Below are 18554 nucleotides of genomic sequence, written 5' to 3' on the forward strand. Positions count from 1 at the left end.
TTACTTTATATATTTTTTTAGCCACCACAAATGGCACATCCTTTTCTAGGTTTAATATGAATAGTTTGCACGTCCATGGTTTTCATATCCATCGTTAGTAATCTATTCTTTAAAGGTTCTCCAAACCCAGAAATCAACTTAATTGCTTCCATAGCACCTAAACAAGCAATGGTTCCAGAAACGGCTCCGAATACTGGAAACCTACGTTTCCAAGCCACAGGCTGTTCTGGATATAAACAAGACAAACAAGCGGTTTCTCCTGGAACAATAGTTGTTATTTGTGCTTCAAGTTCATACATCGCACAATCTACTAATGGCTTACTTTGTTTTATGGCTTCCCTGTTCATTAAAAAGCGTTCTTCAAATAGTGGCGCTGCATCCACAATAACGTCAGCCATACCTACTAATTTTTCTGCGTTTTGCTCATTGATATTTTCAGGAACGCTAATTATATTTATGTGTGGGTTTAATTCTTTTAAACGTCTTTCTGCCGATTCAACACGAGGTTTTCCTAACCAATCATGTGTCATTAAAAGCTGCCTATTTAAATCGCTGTGTTTTACATTACCTGCATGCGCCAAAATAAGGGTTCCTACTCCTGCAGCAGCCAGTTCGTATGCCACTACACTCCCTAACCCGCCACAACGTGATACTAAAACCGTACTGTTTTTTAAACGTTCTTGACCATCAATACCATGTCCCGGTACATCAAGTTGCCATTCGTAAGTTGCTAATTCTTCTTCTGTTAATTTTTTCATTACCCTCCTGAAATTGGTGACATTAAAGTAACCTCATCACCTTCGGTGAGTGTTACATTGTCTTCATAGCTTATTTGTGATTGATTGATAACAATTAAATTTGAATGACGGTATCCGTTATTTTCATCAAATAAAATAGATTCAAACTTTTCACCATACTTACCAGCTATTTTTTTTAATAGATCCTGAAGCTTTGCTCCATCATTTACAACAATGGTGTCAGCTCCGTTTCCAACAACATCTTTTATCTGAGCCGTAAATCTTAATTTTATATTCATAGTTATAATTCTGTTGGTTGTAACTCTTTTACTTCTCCATTCTTAAATTTTAAAACTTTATCAGCCAATTTAACGGCTTCCGTTTTTGAGTGTGTTACATGTAAAACCGTAACATCAAAATTTTGTTTTAAACTTGATAATAAATTAAACATATCGTCTTTAGTATGTTCATCTAAAGCACTTAAAGGCTCATCTAAACATATTACTTTTGGGTAAAAACTTAAAGCTCTGGCCAAAGCAACACGTTGCTTTTCTCCTCCGCTTAAATCATGGGCTTCTCTATCTAAAAGATAATCAATGCCAAAAACTTGAGCGAGCTCATTAACACGTTCCTTTATTTTATGTTTGTCCCATTTTCTTATTTTTAACGCAAATCCTATATTTTGGGCAACCGTCATATGTTTAAATAACACACCATCTTGTGGCACATAACCAATTTCTCTTTTGGCAGGCATATCGGCAGAAATATTATGTTCTTCTAACCAAATCTCTCCTGATTTAATTTGTCGCAAACCGCAAATAGATTCCATGACTGTCGTTTTTCCACATCCTGTTTTCCCCATTAACACCACATAGTCTCCTTTATTAATTTCAAAATTAACATCGGTTAACGAAAAATCACCTTGCTCTATATTTAAATTGACACATACTATCATCTATAAAACGGTGTTTTTATCTCCAAATAGCCTCACAATCATTAACACGGCAAAACCTGAGACTATCATGATTAATGACACGGCCACTGCTGCTTCTATATTACCAACAGACATTTCTAAAAAAACCGTTGTTGGCAGCACTTCGGTACGCATTCTGGTTGCTCCAGAGAAAATAAGGATGGGACCAAATTCCCCTAAGGCTCTTGCCCACGCTAATGATGCTGCTGTTAAAATGCCATTTTTTGCCTGTGGCAACAATATGTAAAAAAATGATTGACTTTGATTGCATCCTAATGTTAATGCTACTTGCTCTTGCCGATTATTTATTTGAATAAATGTAACGTACATGGTTCTTACCGCAAAAGCACAGGCTACCATAAATTGTGCTATAACCACACTATAGACTGTATAGGTAATGCGCATATGGCTTTCTATAAATTGTCCTGGTGCTGTTTGAAACAGGATAAGTAAACTCAACCCTATTACCAGTGGTGGCAACACAATAGGAATGTCTAACACGGCATCAATAAATTTTTTGAACCGAAACTCAAAACGTGCCATAAAATACCCTAGAGGTATGGCTACCAACACACTTAAAATCATGGTCACGGTACAGGTAATTAAACTTAACTTTATGGCATATTGAATTTCTTCACTTTGTAATGCTTCTAGGATATGCCCAGGCGATGTATAGGACATATCTGCCAGCATCATCGCTAATATTAATACAATATAGGTTGAAGCTATGACCCCCATCATTAAAAAAAACGGAAGATTAGATTTAACCTTTAACTTTTTTGTATGTATTTCTGCTTCTATGATAATTTATTTTTCTGTTTTACTGTATTTCCACTCGAAACCATTATCAAGGTATTTCTTTTTTGAATTTTCGTCTGTTAGCGCTTTCAATAAACGTTTCATTATATTCTGGTTTTCTGAATTTGTTGATATTCCAAAATTCTGAATCGCATTGGCTTGGTCTTCACTTAACCTTATCATATCCAATTTATCCTTTACCTGAGCTATATTAGCTTCATATACCACAACAGCATCCAAAGATCCTGTTCTAATCTGATTTACCAACAAATCGGCTGTTGGCGTTTGTGACCTTACATTTTTATATACAGCTTCCCATATATTTTGACTTTCTAAAAGTCTTTTTGTTAAGGCTCCTAAAGCACTTTGATTATGATTACATATTCCTAATTGTAATCCGTTGGCAGTTAAATCATTTAAGGATTGGATTTTTTTAGGGTTTCCTTTTTCTACAGCTATTACAATACTTGTTTTCGAAATATCTGTAATCGTATTAAATTCATCTTCAACCTGTGTCATAAATGACACATCACATGATAAATAAGCATCTGGTTGTTGTCCCGCTTTTATTTGAGACACCAAAATACCACAGCCATTATAAACTCTATTTACTTCGACTCCCTCGCGCTTTTCAAATGCTTGTATCGTTTTATCTATGGCTAAACGGTTTACACCGCCACTATAAAATAGCAATTTGGGTTTTTCGCTCCAAACATCCCCTACAATGGGTTGATAAGCAAACTTCTTGAATACGGGCAGCCCTTTATCTTTAGCCGATATATATCTTATAAATTTAAGTGCTTCTGTGGCCTGTGTAGAATAGTTTAGGACGCCAATGGTAATGTTTTTAATATAATTTTTAAACAGTGGTACATTAACTATATCTATATCATCATATTGACTAGCTGTCACGTCCCAAATAATACCGGCATCGGTTGTACCCAACTTAATAGTATTGGCAACCTCATTAACCGTTGGCATTAACACCGATACATTATTGCTTAAGGCATTCCAGTGATTAGATTCTGTTAGCATTTTTTTTGTTAATCGTCCTATAGAAGCAGCATCTGGATTTGCAATAGCAACTTTAATGGTATCTTGACATAAGTCTTCAATGTTATGTACCTTTTTAGGATTTCCTTTTGCTACCGCTATCACAGGCTGAATAAATGCTAAGGATTGTGTTTCTTTTACTAAGCCAAATGAAATGGCTTCGTTTATATAACTTTTATCTGCAGCCAAATACAAATCACCATGCCTGGCAACTCTTAAATTTGAAAGTAGCGTTCCAGACCCTCCATATTGAACATCAATACGAATACCATATTCCTGATAATATTGTTTTGTGACTTTTTCTACAACAGGCTTCATACCGGCTGCACAATAAAGTAGTAATGATTTTTGCTCCTCTTTCTGTTTACAACTAACGCAGCCTATACTTATAACCATAAGTAATAGTAGCAAACGATTCCATTTTACAAACATTTTTTGGCTTTTAAAATACTTTATACAAATATGCAACTATTTTTACAAATAATTAAATTAAAACACGTTAAAAACACACTTAATAGCGGTCTAATTCCGGGTTAATTTCAACAGCAAATCTATCGATGCCACCATCCAAATTGTAAACCTTTTCAAAACCATTATCGTTTAAATAATTAACTATGCTTCTACTTCGCCCTCCATGATGGCACATAACAACAATTATTTTATTTTCGGGTAATGTGTCTAGTTTATCGACTACTTGATTTAAAGGAAGCAATGTAGCTCCTTCAATATGGCAAATGTCAAATTCGTAAGGTTCCCGAACATCGAGTATAAATAAATCATGGTCTTGTTTTATGAGTTCTGAAAGTACTTGTGGTTGCATGTCTTGCTCCTGCTCCCAATTTTCCAGAGTATTTGGATGGTTTGTAGTACTATACTCTGTTTTTTTTACACCACAAAATTCATCGTAATCTATAAGCGCTTTTACTTTAGGGTGCTCACCGCAGACAGGACAGTCTGGATTCGCTTTTAGTTTTATTTCAGAAAATGTCATACCAAGTGCATCGTAAAGTAATAATCGACCTATTAAAAGAGATCCCTTTCCTAAAATTAATTTTACAACTTCTGTACCTTGTAACATACCTACAACCCCAGGCAAGACTCCTAAAACACCTGCTTCTTCGCACGAAGGGACAGTCCCTGGTGCTGGAGGATTAGGAAAAAGACAGCGGTAGCATGGTCCTTTTTCTGCCCAAAACACACTCACCTGGCCTTCAAACCGATATACAGAACCATATACATTTGGCTTTCCTAATAATACACAGGCGTCGTTAACTAAATAGCGTGTTTGAAAATTATCGGTCCCATCTGCCACTATATCATACTTGTCAATAATCTCCATAGCATTTTTAGATGTTAGGGCTTCATTGTGTTGTACAATAGTAATTTCAGGGTTTATTTCTTTCAGTTTTTCTGATGCCGATTCATTTTTTAATCTTCCGATATCGGATGTGCCATGAATAATTTGTCTTTGTAAGTTAGAGGCATCTACTGTATCATGATCCACAAGCCCAAGTTTACCAATACCTGAAGCCGCTAAATACATAGCTAAAGGCGAACCTAATCCGCCAAGTCCAACAACGAGTACTGAGGCGTTCTTTAATTTTAACTGACCTTCTACACCAACTTCAGACAATAATAAATGTCTGGAATATCTCTTAAGCTCACTTTTTGTTAATTTCATTTTTTGTATATAAAATATGAACTACAACAACACTATTAATAATAAAACAGCAGATTATTTTAATTCTTATCTAATTTTTCAAGTAATCTTTTTCGAACTTTTCTGTAAAGTGCTATGTCTGTTTTATAATCATCAAAAAGTTTAAAACAGGACTCCATGAGTTTTATTCTTTCTTTTTTCTCTAATATCTTAAAAAGTTCTGCATCTTCCAGTCCTATCCTATGGGCGTTAAAACGTAAGGAAACCCATGGCTCATTAATTCCCGGATAAATAATATGGGTATCTCCTGCCGGTAATTTATTCTTTGTATTAGGTAGCTGTGGATGATCTACAACGCTTTTTATAAATGGATTTGGCGAGTTATAATGATTTAAACCCCAATGTAAATAGCCTCCCAGTTCAAACTTCGCTAAGCTCCAACCTAAATATACTTGACGCAGTTTATGCTGATCAAGTAAACGATTCAACCATTTACCTCCAGGAATTAAACAGGTATACACCCAAACTTGGTCACCAGCCTTTTTTTTATTCTCAAAAAATTCTTGATGTTTTTGATATTCCTGAACTTGCGGACACCAATAATCAACCGCATCAGAAAGCCCTAATGTCATTGTTGCTTCTAAAATTGATGCATTTTCAAAATATTTTCTCAAATGTTTTACAAATAATTTATAATCATCAACAACTTCATCAGTAGGCTCGTCAGAAATATGAAACATGATACGTCCGTTCCATTCATTTTTATCGATGATCTTTTTAAGTTGGGTAAAAACGGTTTCGTAAAATGCATAGCCTTCTTCTGAATTTACCAACATATCTGAATTTAAATTAGAGCTCAGCGTTGTAGAAGACCAATCTCCTTTTGTTCTATGTGCTAAGGGTGAAAATTCAATGTAATAGATTCCTGCATCAGAAAATATTTTAATTAATTTTTCCAATCTGGCACTTTGCAACTGAGGGACTTCCTGCACCTTTTCAAACATATCAGACAACGTTACCCAAAAAACATTTTGCCTTCCTTCTGCCATAATCTCAGCATACTTTTTTATAAGCTCCCAATGGTTTTGGCTCCACATATCGACGTCATGACTTTTAGCCATTCTTTTTAAACTAAACCAATTGGTATATCCGTAGGTATTATATCCCGAATCTGGAACGGTACTTTTGTGGACTACCGTTGTAACATGCAATATTTTGGAAAAATTTAAGCCTTTAATTTCAAGTGTTGACTCATAAGTTCCTTCTGAAAGTTGCTTAGGAATAGCCCATTTTATATTAAATGCTTCTGTTTTATGCTCGCTAAAAAAAGGAAACGTTATGGGCTGCAGAACTTCATAAACACGAAAAGGAGCTCTTCTTAAAACATGTGGGTTTGTTTGGTTAGTGTACTGCTCGGTTCTACTATCTAAACCCGTGTTTTCTTCTACAGGTACATCAAGTAATCTGCATGTCTTCACTTTATAAAATAACCCTTCTAAATTATGGTTGATCTTAATAATATCTTTTTCTTCCAATTTATTCAAAAGGATATTCACACTTAACACGCCTCCCTTTGGTGCATGTAATGTTATATGATTAACCTCTTCAATTATTTTAGTGTCTGGATATAATGGTGCCAACTCATCAAACAGACTTATTTTTTGAGCATAAACTGAATATTGAACTAAAATTAGACTAATTACAACTAACGTTTTTTTCATAAGTCTATATTTATTGTTTTTTAATTGTCATACTTCGACTTTAGTTTATGCTGAGCGTAGTCGGAGTACTCAGCATAAACATGTAGTTTCCATACAATCATTTATTCTCAAGATTTTATTTTTTGTCAATGGAATTCATTATGAACATTGCATTTATAAATGATTTTCAATTCTATTTATTTTTTGGCTAACCCATTTAATTCCTTTTTAGCATTTCTGAGCATCCCTTCTAAATCTTCCGGCTTTTTAGTGATATTAAATTCGGCTACTAATTTATTTAAAGTATCTAATGCTACCTTCATGTCTCTTTTAGTAAAATCTTCACGTAGAATTCTAATTTTTTCTGCATCTTGAATACCTTCTCTTAAAGTTTCAAAACGAATGGAGCTTCTATTATCCGGATACACCATATACGTATCGCCTGCAGGCCACGCTCTAAAACGTGAATCTTGCAAAGGGTTTTCTACCCAACTATTATATGCCCATCGTAAAAAACCATCAAAATTAGCAGCTATACTATACCATCCTATAAAAACGCCTTCAGCTGGTGGCGAAAATGTAAACACATTAGGGAATCCGTCAGAACAGCATACATAGTGTGTACTAATATAACCGTTTTGCTTTCTCAGTTTTAAATCTTCCTCATCTACTGTTGCTCCAAAAGCAACAGATAAATCTTTTAACTCGTTTGGATATAATTTATAACTTTTATGATTGTCTGCAAATGAAGCTCCAAATTCCGGAGCGTATTTATTTAATAACTTGAACATCGCTTTCATTTCCTTTGGTCCACGTTCATCCATAGCCATTCTGGTAATATTGTTCCATCCTTTTTCTACCAGATGTGTTTTAAACTGACTTAAAAATGGGATCCATAAATCTTCATATTCTTTTGTTCCTGGTGGCGCTTTTATCTTTACCTCTTCACCTTTGGCCTCATCAAAATAATAAAACTCATTCCCCCAAGGCACCATAGAATAACAGCTAATTTGATTTTTAACTCCTAAATCCATCATGAATTGTACCCAGTTATCAAAAACAGTATAATCGTATTCCCATGTGCCATCTGTTTTCTTTTTCCAATCAATCATGGCTTCAAATTGGTCGAAAGTTTGTCCACCCCAAGGACGTTTGTTTAGTGACACCGTAATTACTTTTTGACCTGCATCAGCAAGTGTTTTCATAAGTGGTTTTAATAAATCCCAATGCTCTTGAGACCATGTTTCTACTTTATGAAAACGTGCTACAGCATAAGGATTTTGCCATAAATCTAAATGAAACTTCCAATCGGCAGGAAGCGGTAATATTTTATCTATAACATCCAGTTGAAATTTAAATTTTTGTGAATCTTGCCCCTCAATATTTAAAGTTACTGTACTAGTATATGTATTAGGTTTTGCATCTTGAGGAACATCCATAGTGACCCAAATTGGTCTAGTTTCTTGTGCTTTAATTTTGTACGAACTAACGGGTTCTAAAGCATCGGCAGCTAAAGATGATGCAAAATCTTCTGGTTTTCTATAGCCACAACCTCCAGCAAATTCATCTGTAATTACATATTTTACAAATCGTAATTGGGCAATACTTGATGGTAATGAGCTTCCGTCTTCTGAAATAAAATCCGAAATTTCTAAATCAACTTTATTTATAGAATCGTTACTCCATAAAACCATTTGGGCAGAAACTCGCTCACCTTTCCAGGCTTCATCTTCCCAAGAATTACGTTGTTCAATTTTTGGAATGACACTTTTTACAAAACGGTTATCTTTAGAAGTGATTGATGCGTGTAAACCTTTTTCAACAGTCAGCCAATTTTCATCGGCTTTAGGAGACGGGTCTTGTGGTTCTACATAAGTTTGGGCTATTACAATATCTTTTTGTTGTTGACAGCTAATGGATAAACTAATGCATAAAGCAAATAATATATATTTCATCTTGATATATTTAGTTATTATAATTATTAAGTACGTCTTGGTTATCAGGCCAAGGCACTATTTGATTTGTATTAGTGTTTGTTGGCATTTGAGCATTTACACTTCTTAAATAGTCCCCTAATTCTTGAGCCAATGCTTTAAGCTTTATAATTTCTTTTGAAGCTAAATTTGATGTTTCGCCAATATCATTAGTAATATTAAATAATTCAAAATGGCTATCCATATGATAATAAATTAATTTCCAATCACCCTTTCTTATGGTACTTGTCGCACCTATTCCTGGTCCAGATGGTCCCCAATTATTAGGATAATGCCAAAACAAAGCTCTATTATTGTTATTTTGCTTTTCTCCTTTTAAAATGGAAGAAAAACTTTTTCCATCAACCTGTTGAACCGTTTTATAATTTGATATTCCAGCTAGCTCAATAATGGTAGGGAAGAAATCTTCAATAATTACAAAATCATCAGTACTTGTATTTTTTTTAGTAATTCCTGGCCATTTTACAATCATAGGCTCTCTTATTCCTCCTTCATGAGCAGAACCTTTTCCACTTGAAAGCGGTTTGTTATGTGTATGTACTTTGCCTCCTCTAGCTACTGCACTCAGACCTCCATTATCTGACATAAATAAAATAATGGTATTATCTGAAACACCTTTCTTATCAAGATAATCCATAATATCACCTAAGCTCTTATCCATACCTTCAACCATAGAAGCATATTTTGCTTCTGTTGGATGCAGGCCTTGATCTATGTACTTTTGTTCGAATCTGGGATCTCCTTGTATAGGGGTATGCACTGCGTAATGTGCCATGTACAAATAAAAAGGCTCTTTTTTGTCAATAGCTTTATCCATAGCAGAAATAGCTTCTTGGGTTAAAGCTTCAGTTAAAAACACATCTTTTCCAGAGTATTTTTCCAAACCAGGAACATCCCAAATACTATTTTTATTAATATCTTTTTTAAAATTTTGAATGCCATAATAGCTTCCGGGAGCTCCCGCTGCATGTCCGGCGATATTGATATCAAAACCAAAATTGATAGGGTCTTCGCCCGGAGTATCCGCTGCACCAAAATGGGCCTTACCTGCATGAATAGTTAAATAACCATTATCTTTTAAAACCTGAGGCAACGCTGTAATGTGCGTAGAACGTTCTATAGAATCTGTTGGTTGAATACCATTTAAATTCCATTCCGGCATAGATAACCCCTTAGGAGGCCTTACCTCTGAAATTCCTCTTTTAAGTGTCCAATTGGTAACCCGATGTCTTGCGGCATTCATCCCAGACATTAAGCTTACTCGTGTTGGTGAGCACACTGCCGTAGCGTATGCCTGTGTGAATTTCATTCCTTCACTTGCCAGACGCTCCATGTTAGGTGTTTGATACAGGTTATTGAAAGTTGTTTTTTCTTTCCAAAAAGGCACAGAAGTATCCTGCCACCCCATATCGTCTATCATAAATAGAACAATATTTGGGCTACTTATGGACTCTTTTTCTATTACTTTATCATTACCCTGACTATATTTACATGTCAATAAAAACAAACACAAACTAACAGGCAAAAGCATCTTAAAATATCTCATTATCTATAGCAATTTTAATATTAAATAGCACATATTGTTACTAACTTATTTTTCTTGGTTTTTTAGGCACACTCTTTTTTCAATATGGTATTGAAGTCTTTTAAGCTACCCAGTCAAGCTGAGCACATGTTTTTATAATTGGCTGCAAAATGCTCTTTCATCCCCACATTTTGTCTTTTTATTACTCTGTAGCGATGCTATGCTGTTCAAAAAAGACTTCATTTGGGAATGAAATTACTATTTTTCGCTTCAATCAAAAAAGCTTAAACTACTTCATTTAATACAAATTAGCATTCTATATTCAATCTTTAATTTCAATCTCATAACGTATTAAATATGGCCAAATATTATTAGCTGTATCTCCATAAATCATAGAAATACCCCATTTTATATTTTCTCTTTGATTTTTTTCTCCTTTAAAATCATCAAACCTAAAATATCCTGGCGCTTTAGGATATTCGTCAGCTATTTTTCCTATTATAGAAAAGTTAACACCATCTTTTGCATATTGTAACGTTCTACCTTCTGCTCCATGATTAGAAAGCATTGTCATGACACCTTCTTTATAAGGCCAAACCATCACTTCGTGCCCGCCGTTGGTAATAGGGTTTTTTTCGTATTTCAAATAAGGTCCGTCAGGTTTATCGGCAATAGCAACACCCATTTTGGTATGTTTGGGCCCATCGACTCCATATTTTGAAGATCTCCCTTTGTAGTACAACCAATACTTTTTGTTTCTATACAATATACATGCATCGTCTATTCTGTAACTATCAAAATCATCTTCATTATTACTTATTTCCAAAATAGGTTTATTTGAAACTTTTACAAATGGTCCCTCTGGTGAATCTGATACCATTAAGCCTAGTGCCGTAATATCATTGATTGCATTATTCTCAAAATTGCCATCAGGATTTCCTGGAGTTGATTTTACACCTGTATAAAACAAATAATATTTGTTATTTGCTTTTAAAACATTGGGCGTAAATACACTAAAAGCGTCCCAAGTACCTTGTGTTCCTTTTGGAATCGCCTCTCCTTTTTCTTCCCAACTAATGCCATCTTTAGAAATAGCATACCAAATAGATGCATTGTAACCACTAAACCCTTTGTCTGTTTTTGTGTACCATATATAATATTGATTGTTTGCAAAAATAATATCACTTGGATCTCTACGCGTAATACCTTGTTCTGCTCCAATATTAGTTAAATTCGTGTATTTATACGCAACCGTTTTTAAAACTTCTTCTTTTATATCTGATGCTTTTTCTTCTTGTTGATACTTTTTACAGCTATTTGATACTAAAAGCGTCATAATAATGAGTATAAGATTACTATTTTTCATTCTAAATTAAATTATATCATTTACCAATTACGCTTCCTTTTAAGACTTGTTTTTTTCTATTAGGTGCTTTATACCAAACTGTTAACTCACTACCACCAGTAGCTTCATGAAACTTAATAGTAATAGGATGCCATCCTTTTTTTAAAGCAACCATACCGTCTCTTAAAATAGCAGAATGATTTCCACCATTATCAACCACTAATTTAGTGCCTATAAAAAGCAAACTACCATCGTCTGATTTTGTAGCAAACTCATATAAACCATCCGCTTCGGCATTAAAATAACCTTTAAAAACCATAGAAACATGATCGTCATTTTCATATCCAACGGCATCAATTTGATTTACAGTTTCCCATTTAGGTTTTTTCGGAAGTTCAACAGCTTCAACTATATTAAACTTTTTAATGCCCAGCCAACGATTTAAACCTCCATTATTTGGAGTAACACTTACTGGTTCTATATAAGTTTGTTTTTCTACTAAAGCAGATTTTATTTCACTTGCAATATCGCCTCTATATGCAATGGTATTTAACGTTGCTGTTTCTAAAAATTCTATAGGAGTTGTGTATTTTGTTGACGCCTTTGATGGTGTACTTCCATCTAAAGTATAATAGATATCCATGTTTTCTAGAGGCGTTTTTAATGCAACAGTTGCTTTGTCCAAAAAGGCCACTTTATTTTTCAACCCTACCACAGATGGAATATAATACTGAATGTTTAAAGCATCAAATCGTTTATATTGCATACTCATACGTTCTTGAAAATCTTCAAGATTTTTATCTTCTTTTGAAGTCCATCCCGTTTCTGCTAAAGCTAACATTCTCGGAAACGCCTGATATTGTAATCGTTTAAAGTTTGGTATTGTTTCTGACCACAAATTGGCTTGAACACCTAGTATATGTTTGGCCTGAGCTTCTGTAAAATTAACCGGAATAGGTTCATAGTTGTATACTTTTTCTAAAGGTGTCGCCTCGTTTTTAAAATCAAAATAATATTCAAAATCTGGCGTAATAATGATATCATTCCCATTTTCTGCTGCAATATTTCGCATTTTTGGCGCCCAATTACGCCACCACATCATAGTCGCATTTTCGCTCAAACCGCCTTCAACAATTTCGTCCCAACCAATAAGTTTTTTTCCTTTTGAATTTAAAAATTTCTCAACATCTCTATTAAAAAACGATTGTAATTCATGTTCATCTTTTAAATGATTATCTTTAATTGCTTTTTGACAATGTGAACATTCTTTCCATGATTGAATATTCACTTCGTCTCCGCCAATATGTATATATTTAGAAGGAAACAAATCAGCTATCTCACCTAATATATCTTTAACAAACTCATAAGATGCTTTTTTTCCTAAGCAGGCTGGTCTGGAAAAAAGCTCACCCCAACCAGCTTCATTTGTACAGGATAAAAACGGATAATTGTCTATTGCAGATTTAAAATGCCCTGGCATATCTATTTCTGGAATCACTTCAATATGCCTGTCGGCAGCATAGGCTACTATATCTTTAATTTGTTCTTGTGTAAAGAAACCTCCGTACATTTTTCTGCCATCGCGCTCGTGATAATGTTGCTCATCAATAATATAAGAAGGATCGGTTTTTGCCAACTCTTTACATTCTCTGTCCTGCTTACTTTCAACACGCCACGCCCCTTTTTCTGTAAGTAAAGGATATTTTTTGATTTCAACACGCCACCCTTGATCGTCTGTTAAATGCATATGATATGTATTTAACTTATACATTGCCATATAGTCTAAAAAGGTTTTAACCTCATTTATGCTAAAAAAATGTCTGCTAAAATCCATATGCATTCCTCGCCATGAAAACCTTGGACTATCTTCTATTTTCACACAAGGCACTAACCAATTATTGGTTTGCGTATTTGCAGATTTTTCTATTTCTGGAGGCAACAATTGCCGTAAAGTTTGAACACCATAAAAATAACCTGCAGCACCGCTTGCTTTAATAATAATTTTTTGTGGAGTCACTTCCAATTGATACCCTTCAGGTTTTAAGTTTTCAGCTTTTAAAAATTGAATGGATGCGTTATTGGAAGTTGCTATTTCAAAATTATAAGAGACCGCTTTTTTAAATAAATCTGACAGATAATTTGCTGCCATTTTTTGAGTGTCATCACTAATAGAGATCGTCGTATTTTTAGAAAAGGAAAAAGATTGTTCGCCTAAAACCAATTTTGTAGGTTTAGGAACCATAGAAATTTCTTCTTTTGTAAAGGTTTTTGTTTGTTTAGCACAAGAAAAACATAAAACTAAACCAAGTAATACCCTTAAATAACTTTTTTTCATTTCTTTTTTACTGTTCTATTTGTATTTTTAATTTATTCTGCCTTCTTCTTTCTTGCTGCCTCTATTTCAGCTTCAACTTTTTCGTAATCTTTAAAGTAATTTATATTTAAGCTATCCCAATGCTTTTGTATTTTTTTAAGAGCTACTTTAAAACTTTCATAATCTTTGTTTTCAAGTTGTGTCCACCCTACTTCTGCATAAGCAGCAATTCTTGGAAATGTTTGACGTTCAACATCTGGGTTAGTAGGTGTCCATTCACTCCACATTTGACAACCCAAACCATAAATATTTTTATGATATTTTTCTTCTAAACCTTCAGGGATTGGATTAAAATTATAGGCTTTTTTTAGACTAATACCTTTATAACTATAGTCTAAATAAGTGTTACTATGCAATGAATTTACTATGCCATATCCTTTTTTAGCTGCATCTTGTGCTAATGCCAAATTACCTTTCCAAAAGTGTACTACAACATTTTTAGCTAACTCGGTTTCTGCTGCTTTATCATCCTTTTTTTCTTCAAACCCTTTATGAATATTTACTCCCATAATCTCGTTCCAACCCATCATTCTTCTTCCGTTTTGTTCCATAAATTGTGATATCTTATTAGTGAAGTCTATCTGCAAATCGGCTGGTGTTTTAATGCCATTTTCTTTCATATACTTTTGAACCGATGCTGACTCTTCCCATACTTTGTAACCGACTTCATCACCTCCAATATGAATTACTTCAGAGGGAAACAACGCGAACATTTCTGTTAATACATCTTTTATAAATTGAATAACTTCTGGCTTAGTCACATCATAATTATCATATAGACGACCAAATTTTATTGGCACATCTATATCTTTTCCTGCTGTACCCAACCACGTATATGATGCAATGGCCGCACTAGAATGTCCTGGCATTTCAAATTCGGGAACTACCGTTATATTTCGCTCTGCAGCATAGGCCACAATATCTTTTATTTGTTCTTGAGTATAAAAGCCGCTATGCGGTACTCCTGATGTTTTTCCGCTTTTCCAAGTCTCTATTTCTGAATCTGCTCTTTTAGAACCAACCTCGGTAAGTAACGGATACTTTTTTATTTCAATTCTCCAACCTGCGTCGTCTATTAAATGCCAATGAAACACATTCATTTTAAGCAAAGCCATTTGGTCTAGCATTTGTTTTACAAAAGTTTCACCATGAAAATAGCGAGACTCATCTAGCATATAAGCACGCCATTTAAAGCGTGGTGCATCTTCAATAACAACAGAAGGAACAAGCCATTTTTCTTTATTTGTTTCTGTAGAAACTTCTTTTGATAGCAACTGTTGAATGGATTGTACTCCGTAAAAATAACCAGCAGCATCACTAGCTTTTATGACTATTTGCTTTGGTGTTATATCTAATTGATAACCTTCAGCCTCTAATCCTTCTACTTTAGAAAATGTTATTAAAGCTTTTCCTTCTTCTTTTAATTCTAATTGAAAACCTGTCGTGTTTTTAATTAAATTAATTAAATAATTCGCTGCAGATTTTTGTTCATCAGATTCAATTGAAACTGAATAACCTTCTTTGAAAGCGAAAGATTCCTCTCCTAAAGTTAAGGTTGTTGGTTTAGGCAGTAATGTAACTTCTGAAGTCAAAAATGTTTTGTTTTTTTCTGAGCAGCTACTTACCAGTATGATGAAAATGAATAGATAAAAAATTGAACGCATTGAGATTTGTTTTAGAAGATTAATAAATTGGTGTGTACGAACACAAATTTATAAATAGATACGATCAAAATCAAATAATTAACACATAATTATCCTTTTTATACCTTAAAACGATGTTTTTAAATGAAAGATATCAAACCTTTGTGCAAGACTTAAGTTCAATAATTGGAATCGACCCATAAAAAATCATTCGATCATGTAAAAGAACAGCTTAGAAATCCATGAGACAAAACCAACAACTAACAACTAACAAAATTAAAGCCTATACACGTAAAAAAAGCCTTCCTTTATACAGGATATATAAAAATAGCCATTGTGTCAAAACAAAACAAAAAGCAAGAACAACCACATTATAAGGCTCTCCAACCATTTGCCCTAACCATTTGAATATGGCATTTGTAGTATAAGACCAATCAATAAATCTTCCTGACATGTAAATCAAAATAGAGTTCATGCCAATAACTTTAAAGAAAAACGCCCATTTTTTGTATTCTAAAACATCAATAATATAATAAAACAAAGCCATTAATAACATGCTTAAACCACCACAATGCAAGGTAAAAGAACTTGTCCACAGGTTTTTATTAATTGGAAAAACCAGATTCCAAATTTGAGCTACTATTAAAAGAGCCGCACCTATTGTTGCTATTTTTATTGCTGTTTTCTTTTTATTTTCTATAATGGTGTTTTTTAATAAATTACCCGTGTATATTCCCAGAAGTCCCGTTGCTATTGCTGGTATTGTAGATACAATACCTTCTGGATCATGTACCCCCAGATAAAGTTTACCAGGTACTATTAAAGAATCTATATAAGACGCTATATTACCATGCATTGTTAAGTCACCTATAGGATACCCTGGAGCAGAAGCAAAAGATAATAATATCCAATAACCAATTAATAATGCAGCAAACCAAATAATTTGTGCGCGTTGTTTAGTATAAAGATAAATAATATTAGCAAACATATAAGCTAAAGCTATACGCCCTAGAACGCTTGGAAAACGAATCTCCGAAAGTGCTCTAATTTGAAGTCCATTATTATATATAACACCTAAGATTATTAGAATTAATGCTCGCTTTATGATAGACAATAGCAATTCTTTTTTAGTATGTCCTTTTTCTATTTTTTTTCCAATGGAAAAAGGCGTAGATACTCCTGCCAGAAACAGAAACAACGGAAAAACTAAATCATAAAAAGTAAAACCATGCCACTCCACATGATTAAATTGGTTTGATAACACATTCCAAACCGGGACGTTTGTTATTTTTGAAAGACGATGAAAAATACCTTCCGCTCCCATAATCCAAAACATATCAAAACCACGAATGGCATCAAGGGAATATAAACGTTGGTGGGGCTTACCTATAACTTGTTTCATTAAATTTCATGCTTTAATTTAGTCCATAACAAAAATATTCATAATTAAACTCCCAATAATATTATTATATTTCAAATGTTTAAATTATTAATCTGAACTATTTTTTTATAACATAATGACCTACTTGTTTTCCACCATCATCTATCATACTTATTTCAAGCTTTTTAGAATTTGCTTCTAGATTTGTAATTGTTCTGGAACCATTTTTTGGACCTCCTCCTATAATAATAGGATACGAATGCTCCTTATCAGGTTTGTGAATACCATAACTATGTGTGTGTCCTGCTATAACCATATCCACTTTATATTTTTCGAACAGTGGACTAAATATTTTTCTGCAATGTAATGTCCCGTGCCAATCTCCCGAATAAAAAGGTGGAATATGCATAACAACCACTTTATAGAGGGCGTTTTTATATGTTGATTTTTGCATTTCCTTTTCTAGCCAAATAGCTTGTTTTTCGCGAAAAGCATCAAAATTGACTATACCGGCATATACTTCGGTACCATCTGGTTTATCTTCTCCGGTATCTAAAATAGTCCAGTGTACTGGCCCCCAATTAAAAGTGAAGTAATATTCATTTGTAGGGTATGAAAAATAATCTTTTAACTCACCTCTAAATTTCCCTCTGGTTTCATGATTACCTCGCATCATTAAAAAAGGAGTACTCTTTGCAAACAAACTGGTGCAAGGGGTTAAAAGGTTTCTAATTATTTGTTCCTCATCTTCCTGATAATCAAACATGTCACCGTTTAACAATGCAAAGTCAAAAGGTTTTTCGCCATTAACCTTCATTAATTCTCCAAATGATTCTGGTCTGTCATGTATATCATTAAAAATAATACACTTAACCTCTTCTTCTTTTAGTGCCGGTGTTTTAAACGAAAATTCATCGGTCTCGATTTTCGTACCATACTTTAAATCATAAGGTTCAAATAAAACAATTTCTTTTGATATAATTTTATAGGTATATGTCGTATTGGGTTTTAAATTGCTTAATTTAATACAGTTAACTCGATTATAAGCTGTTACAAAACCATCTGAAATTGTCTGAGCTTTATGAATTAAACCTCCTTCACCAAATAACACCCAACTATAAGCTCTATTCTTCGTAATGAACATAATGTCTACCGAATTTGGAGTCAATGATTGTAAATACGGTGGTGTTAGAAAGGCATGAGGTGTTTTAATTGCTTCAGGTACAGAACTATCATTATTAGCTAAAACGGGTGTCGTTGGTACCATTAGCCCAATAGTTGTTAAAGCACTAACTTTAGTTACGTCTTTTATAAACTCCCTTCTATTGTTATCATTCTTTTTCATCAAATCCATTTTACATTCATTGAACT

The 18554-nt window shown here is 33.8% G+C and carries 14 protein-coding genes; all 14 read right to left on the reverse strand.

All coding sequences use genetic code 11. From position 1 onward, the window contains the following. Window positions 1-17: 17 nt before the first annotated feature. The 14 genes from Q4Q47_RS00745 to Q4Q47_RS00810 all read right to left on the reverse strand — a co-directional run bounded on the left by Q4Q47_RS00745 (window position 18) and on the right by Q4Q47_RS00810 (window position 18528). Complete coding sequence (locus Q4Q47_RS00745; protein ID WP_303304741.1) at window positions 18-758, reverse strand: HesA/MoeB/ThiF family protein; 741 nt, start codon at window positions 756-758, stop codon at window positions 18-20. Next, the gene (locus tag Q4Q47_RS00750; RefSeq protein ID WP_303304742.1) at window positions 758-1036 is read right to left on the reverse strand and encodes a MoaD/ThiS family protein; all 279 of its coding nucleotides are present in this window, start codon (window positions 1034-1036) and stop codon (window positions 758-760) included. Before Q4Q47_RS00750 ends, Q4Q47_RS00745 begins: the two co-directional genes overlap by 1 nt. A gap of 2 nt (window positions 1037-1038) precedes the next feature. Next, window positions 1039-1692: an ATP-binding cassette domain-containing protein gene (locus Q4Q47_RS00755; RefSeq protein WP_303304743.1), complete on the reverse strand. Its 654-nt coding sequence runs from the start codon at window positions 1690-1692 to the stop codon at window positions 1039-1041. Next, window positions 1693-2451, reverse strand: a complete 759-nt coding sequence (locus Q4Q47_RS00760) for an ABC transporter permease (RefSeq protein ID WP_303304744.1) — start codon at window positions 2449-2451, stop codon at window positions 1693-1695. Window positions 2452-2517: 66 nt separating this feature from the next. Then, the gene (gene modA / locus Q4Q47_RS00765; protein WP_303304745.1) at window positions 2518-3993 is read right to left on the reverse strand and encodes a molybdate ABC transporter substrate-binding protein; all 1476 of its coding nucleotides are present in this window, start codon (window positions 3991-3993) and stop codon (window positions 2518-2520) included. 79 nt (window positions 3994-4072) lie between these two features. Then, complete coding sequence (gene moeB / locus Q4Q47_RS00770; protein WP_303304746.1) at window positions 4073-5242, reverse strand: molybdopterin-synthase adenylyltransferase MoeB; 1170 nt, start codon at window positions 5240-5242, stop codon at window positions 4073-4075. A gap of 59 nt (window positions 5243-5301) precedes the next feature. Further along, complete coding sequence (locus tag Q4Q47_RS00775; RefSeq protein ID WP_303304747.1) at window positions 5302-6942, reverse strand: DUF4091 domain-containing protein; 1641 nt, start codon at window positions 6940-6942, stop codon at window positions 5302-5304. A 176-nt stretch (window positions 6943-7118) separates the two neighbouring features. Beyond that, the gene (locus Q4Q47_RS00780) at window positions 7119-8876 is read right to left on the reverse strand and encodes a DUF4091 domain-containing protein (RefSeq protein ID WP_303304748.1); all 1758 of its coding nucleotides are present in this window, start codon (window positions 8874-8876) and stop codon (window positions 7119-7121) included. A gap of 10 nt (window positions 8877-8886) precedes the next feature. Further along, window positions 8887-10461: a sulfatase gene (locus tag Q4Q47_RS00785; RefSeq protein ID WP_303304749.1), complete on the reverse strand. Its 1575-nt coding sequence runs from the start codon at window positions 10459-10461 to the stop codon at window positions 8887-8889. 301 nt (window positions 10462-10762) lie between these two features. Continuing rightward, complete coding sequence (locus Q4Q47_RS00790; RefSeq protein ID WP_303304750.1) at window positions 10763-11806, reverse strand: family 43 glycosylhydrolase; 1044 nt, start codon at window positions 11804-11806, stop codon at window positions 10763-10765. Window positions 11807-11822: 16 nt separating this feature from the next. Further along, entirely contained in the window at window positions 11823-14120 is a 2298-nt protein-coding gene (locus tag Q4Q47_RS00795; protein WP_303304751.1) for a family 20 glycosylhydrolase, read from the reverse strand. A gap of 32 nt (window positions 14121-14152) precedes the next feature. Further along, the gene (locus Q4Q47_RS00800; RefSeq protein WP_303304752.1) at window positions 14153-15823 is read right to left on the reverse strand and encodes a beta-N-acetylhexosaminidase; all 1671 of its coding nucleotides are present in this window, start codon (window positions 15821-15823) and stop codon (window positions 14153-14155) included. Between the two features lie 262 nt (window positions 15824-16085). Continuing rightward, the gene (locus tag Q4Q47_RS00805; protein WP_303304753.1) at window positions 16086-17204 is read right to left on the reverse strand and encodes an acyltransferase family protein; all 1119 of its coding nucleotides are present in this window, start codon (window positions 17202-17204) and stop codon (window positions 16086-16088) included. Window positions 17205-17301: 97 nt separating this feature from the next. Next, window positions 17302-18528, reverse strand: a complete 1227-nt coding sequence (locus Q4Q47_RS00810) for a purple acid phosphatase family protein (RefSeq protein WP_303304754.1) — start codon at window positions 18526-18528, stop codon at window positions 17302-17304. Between the last annotated feature and the right edge of the window lie 26 nt (window positions 18529-18554).

Origin of the sequence: Flavivirga spongiicola (assembly GCF_030540825.1) — a bacterium.
Classification (GTDB): domain Bacteria; phylum Bacteroidota; class Bacteroidia; order Flavobacteriales; family Flavobacteriaceae; genus Flavivirga; species Flavivirga spongiicola.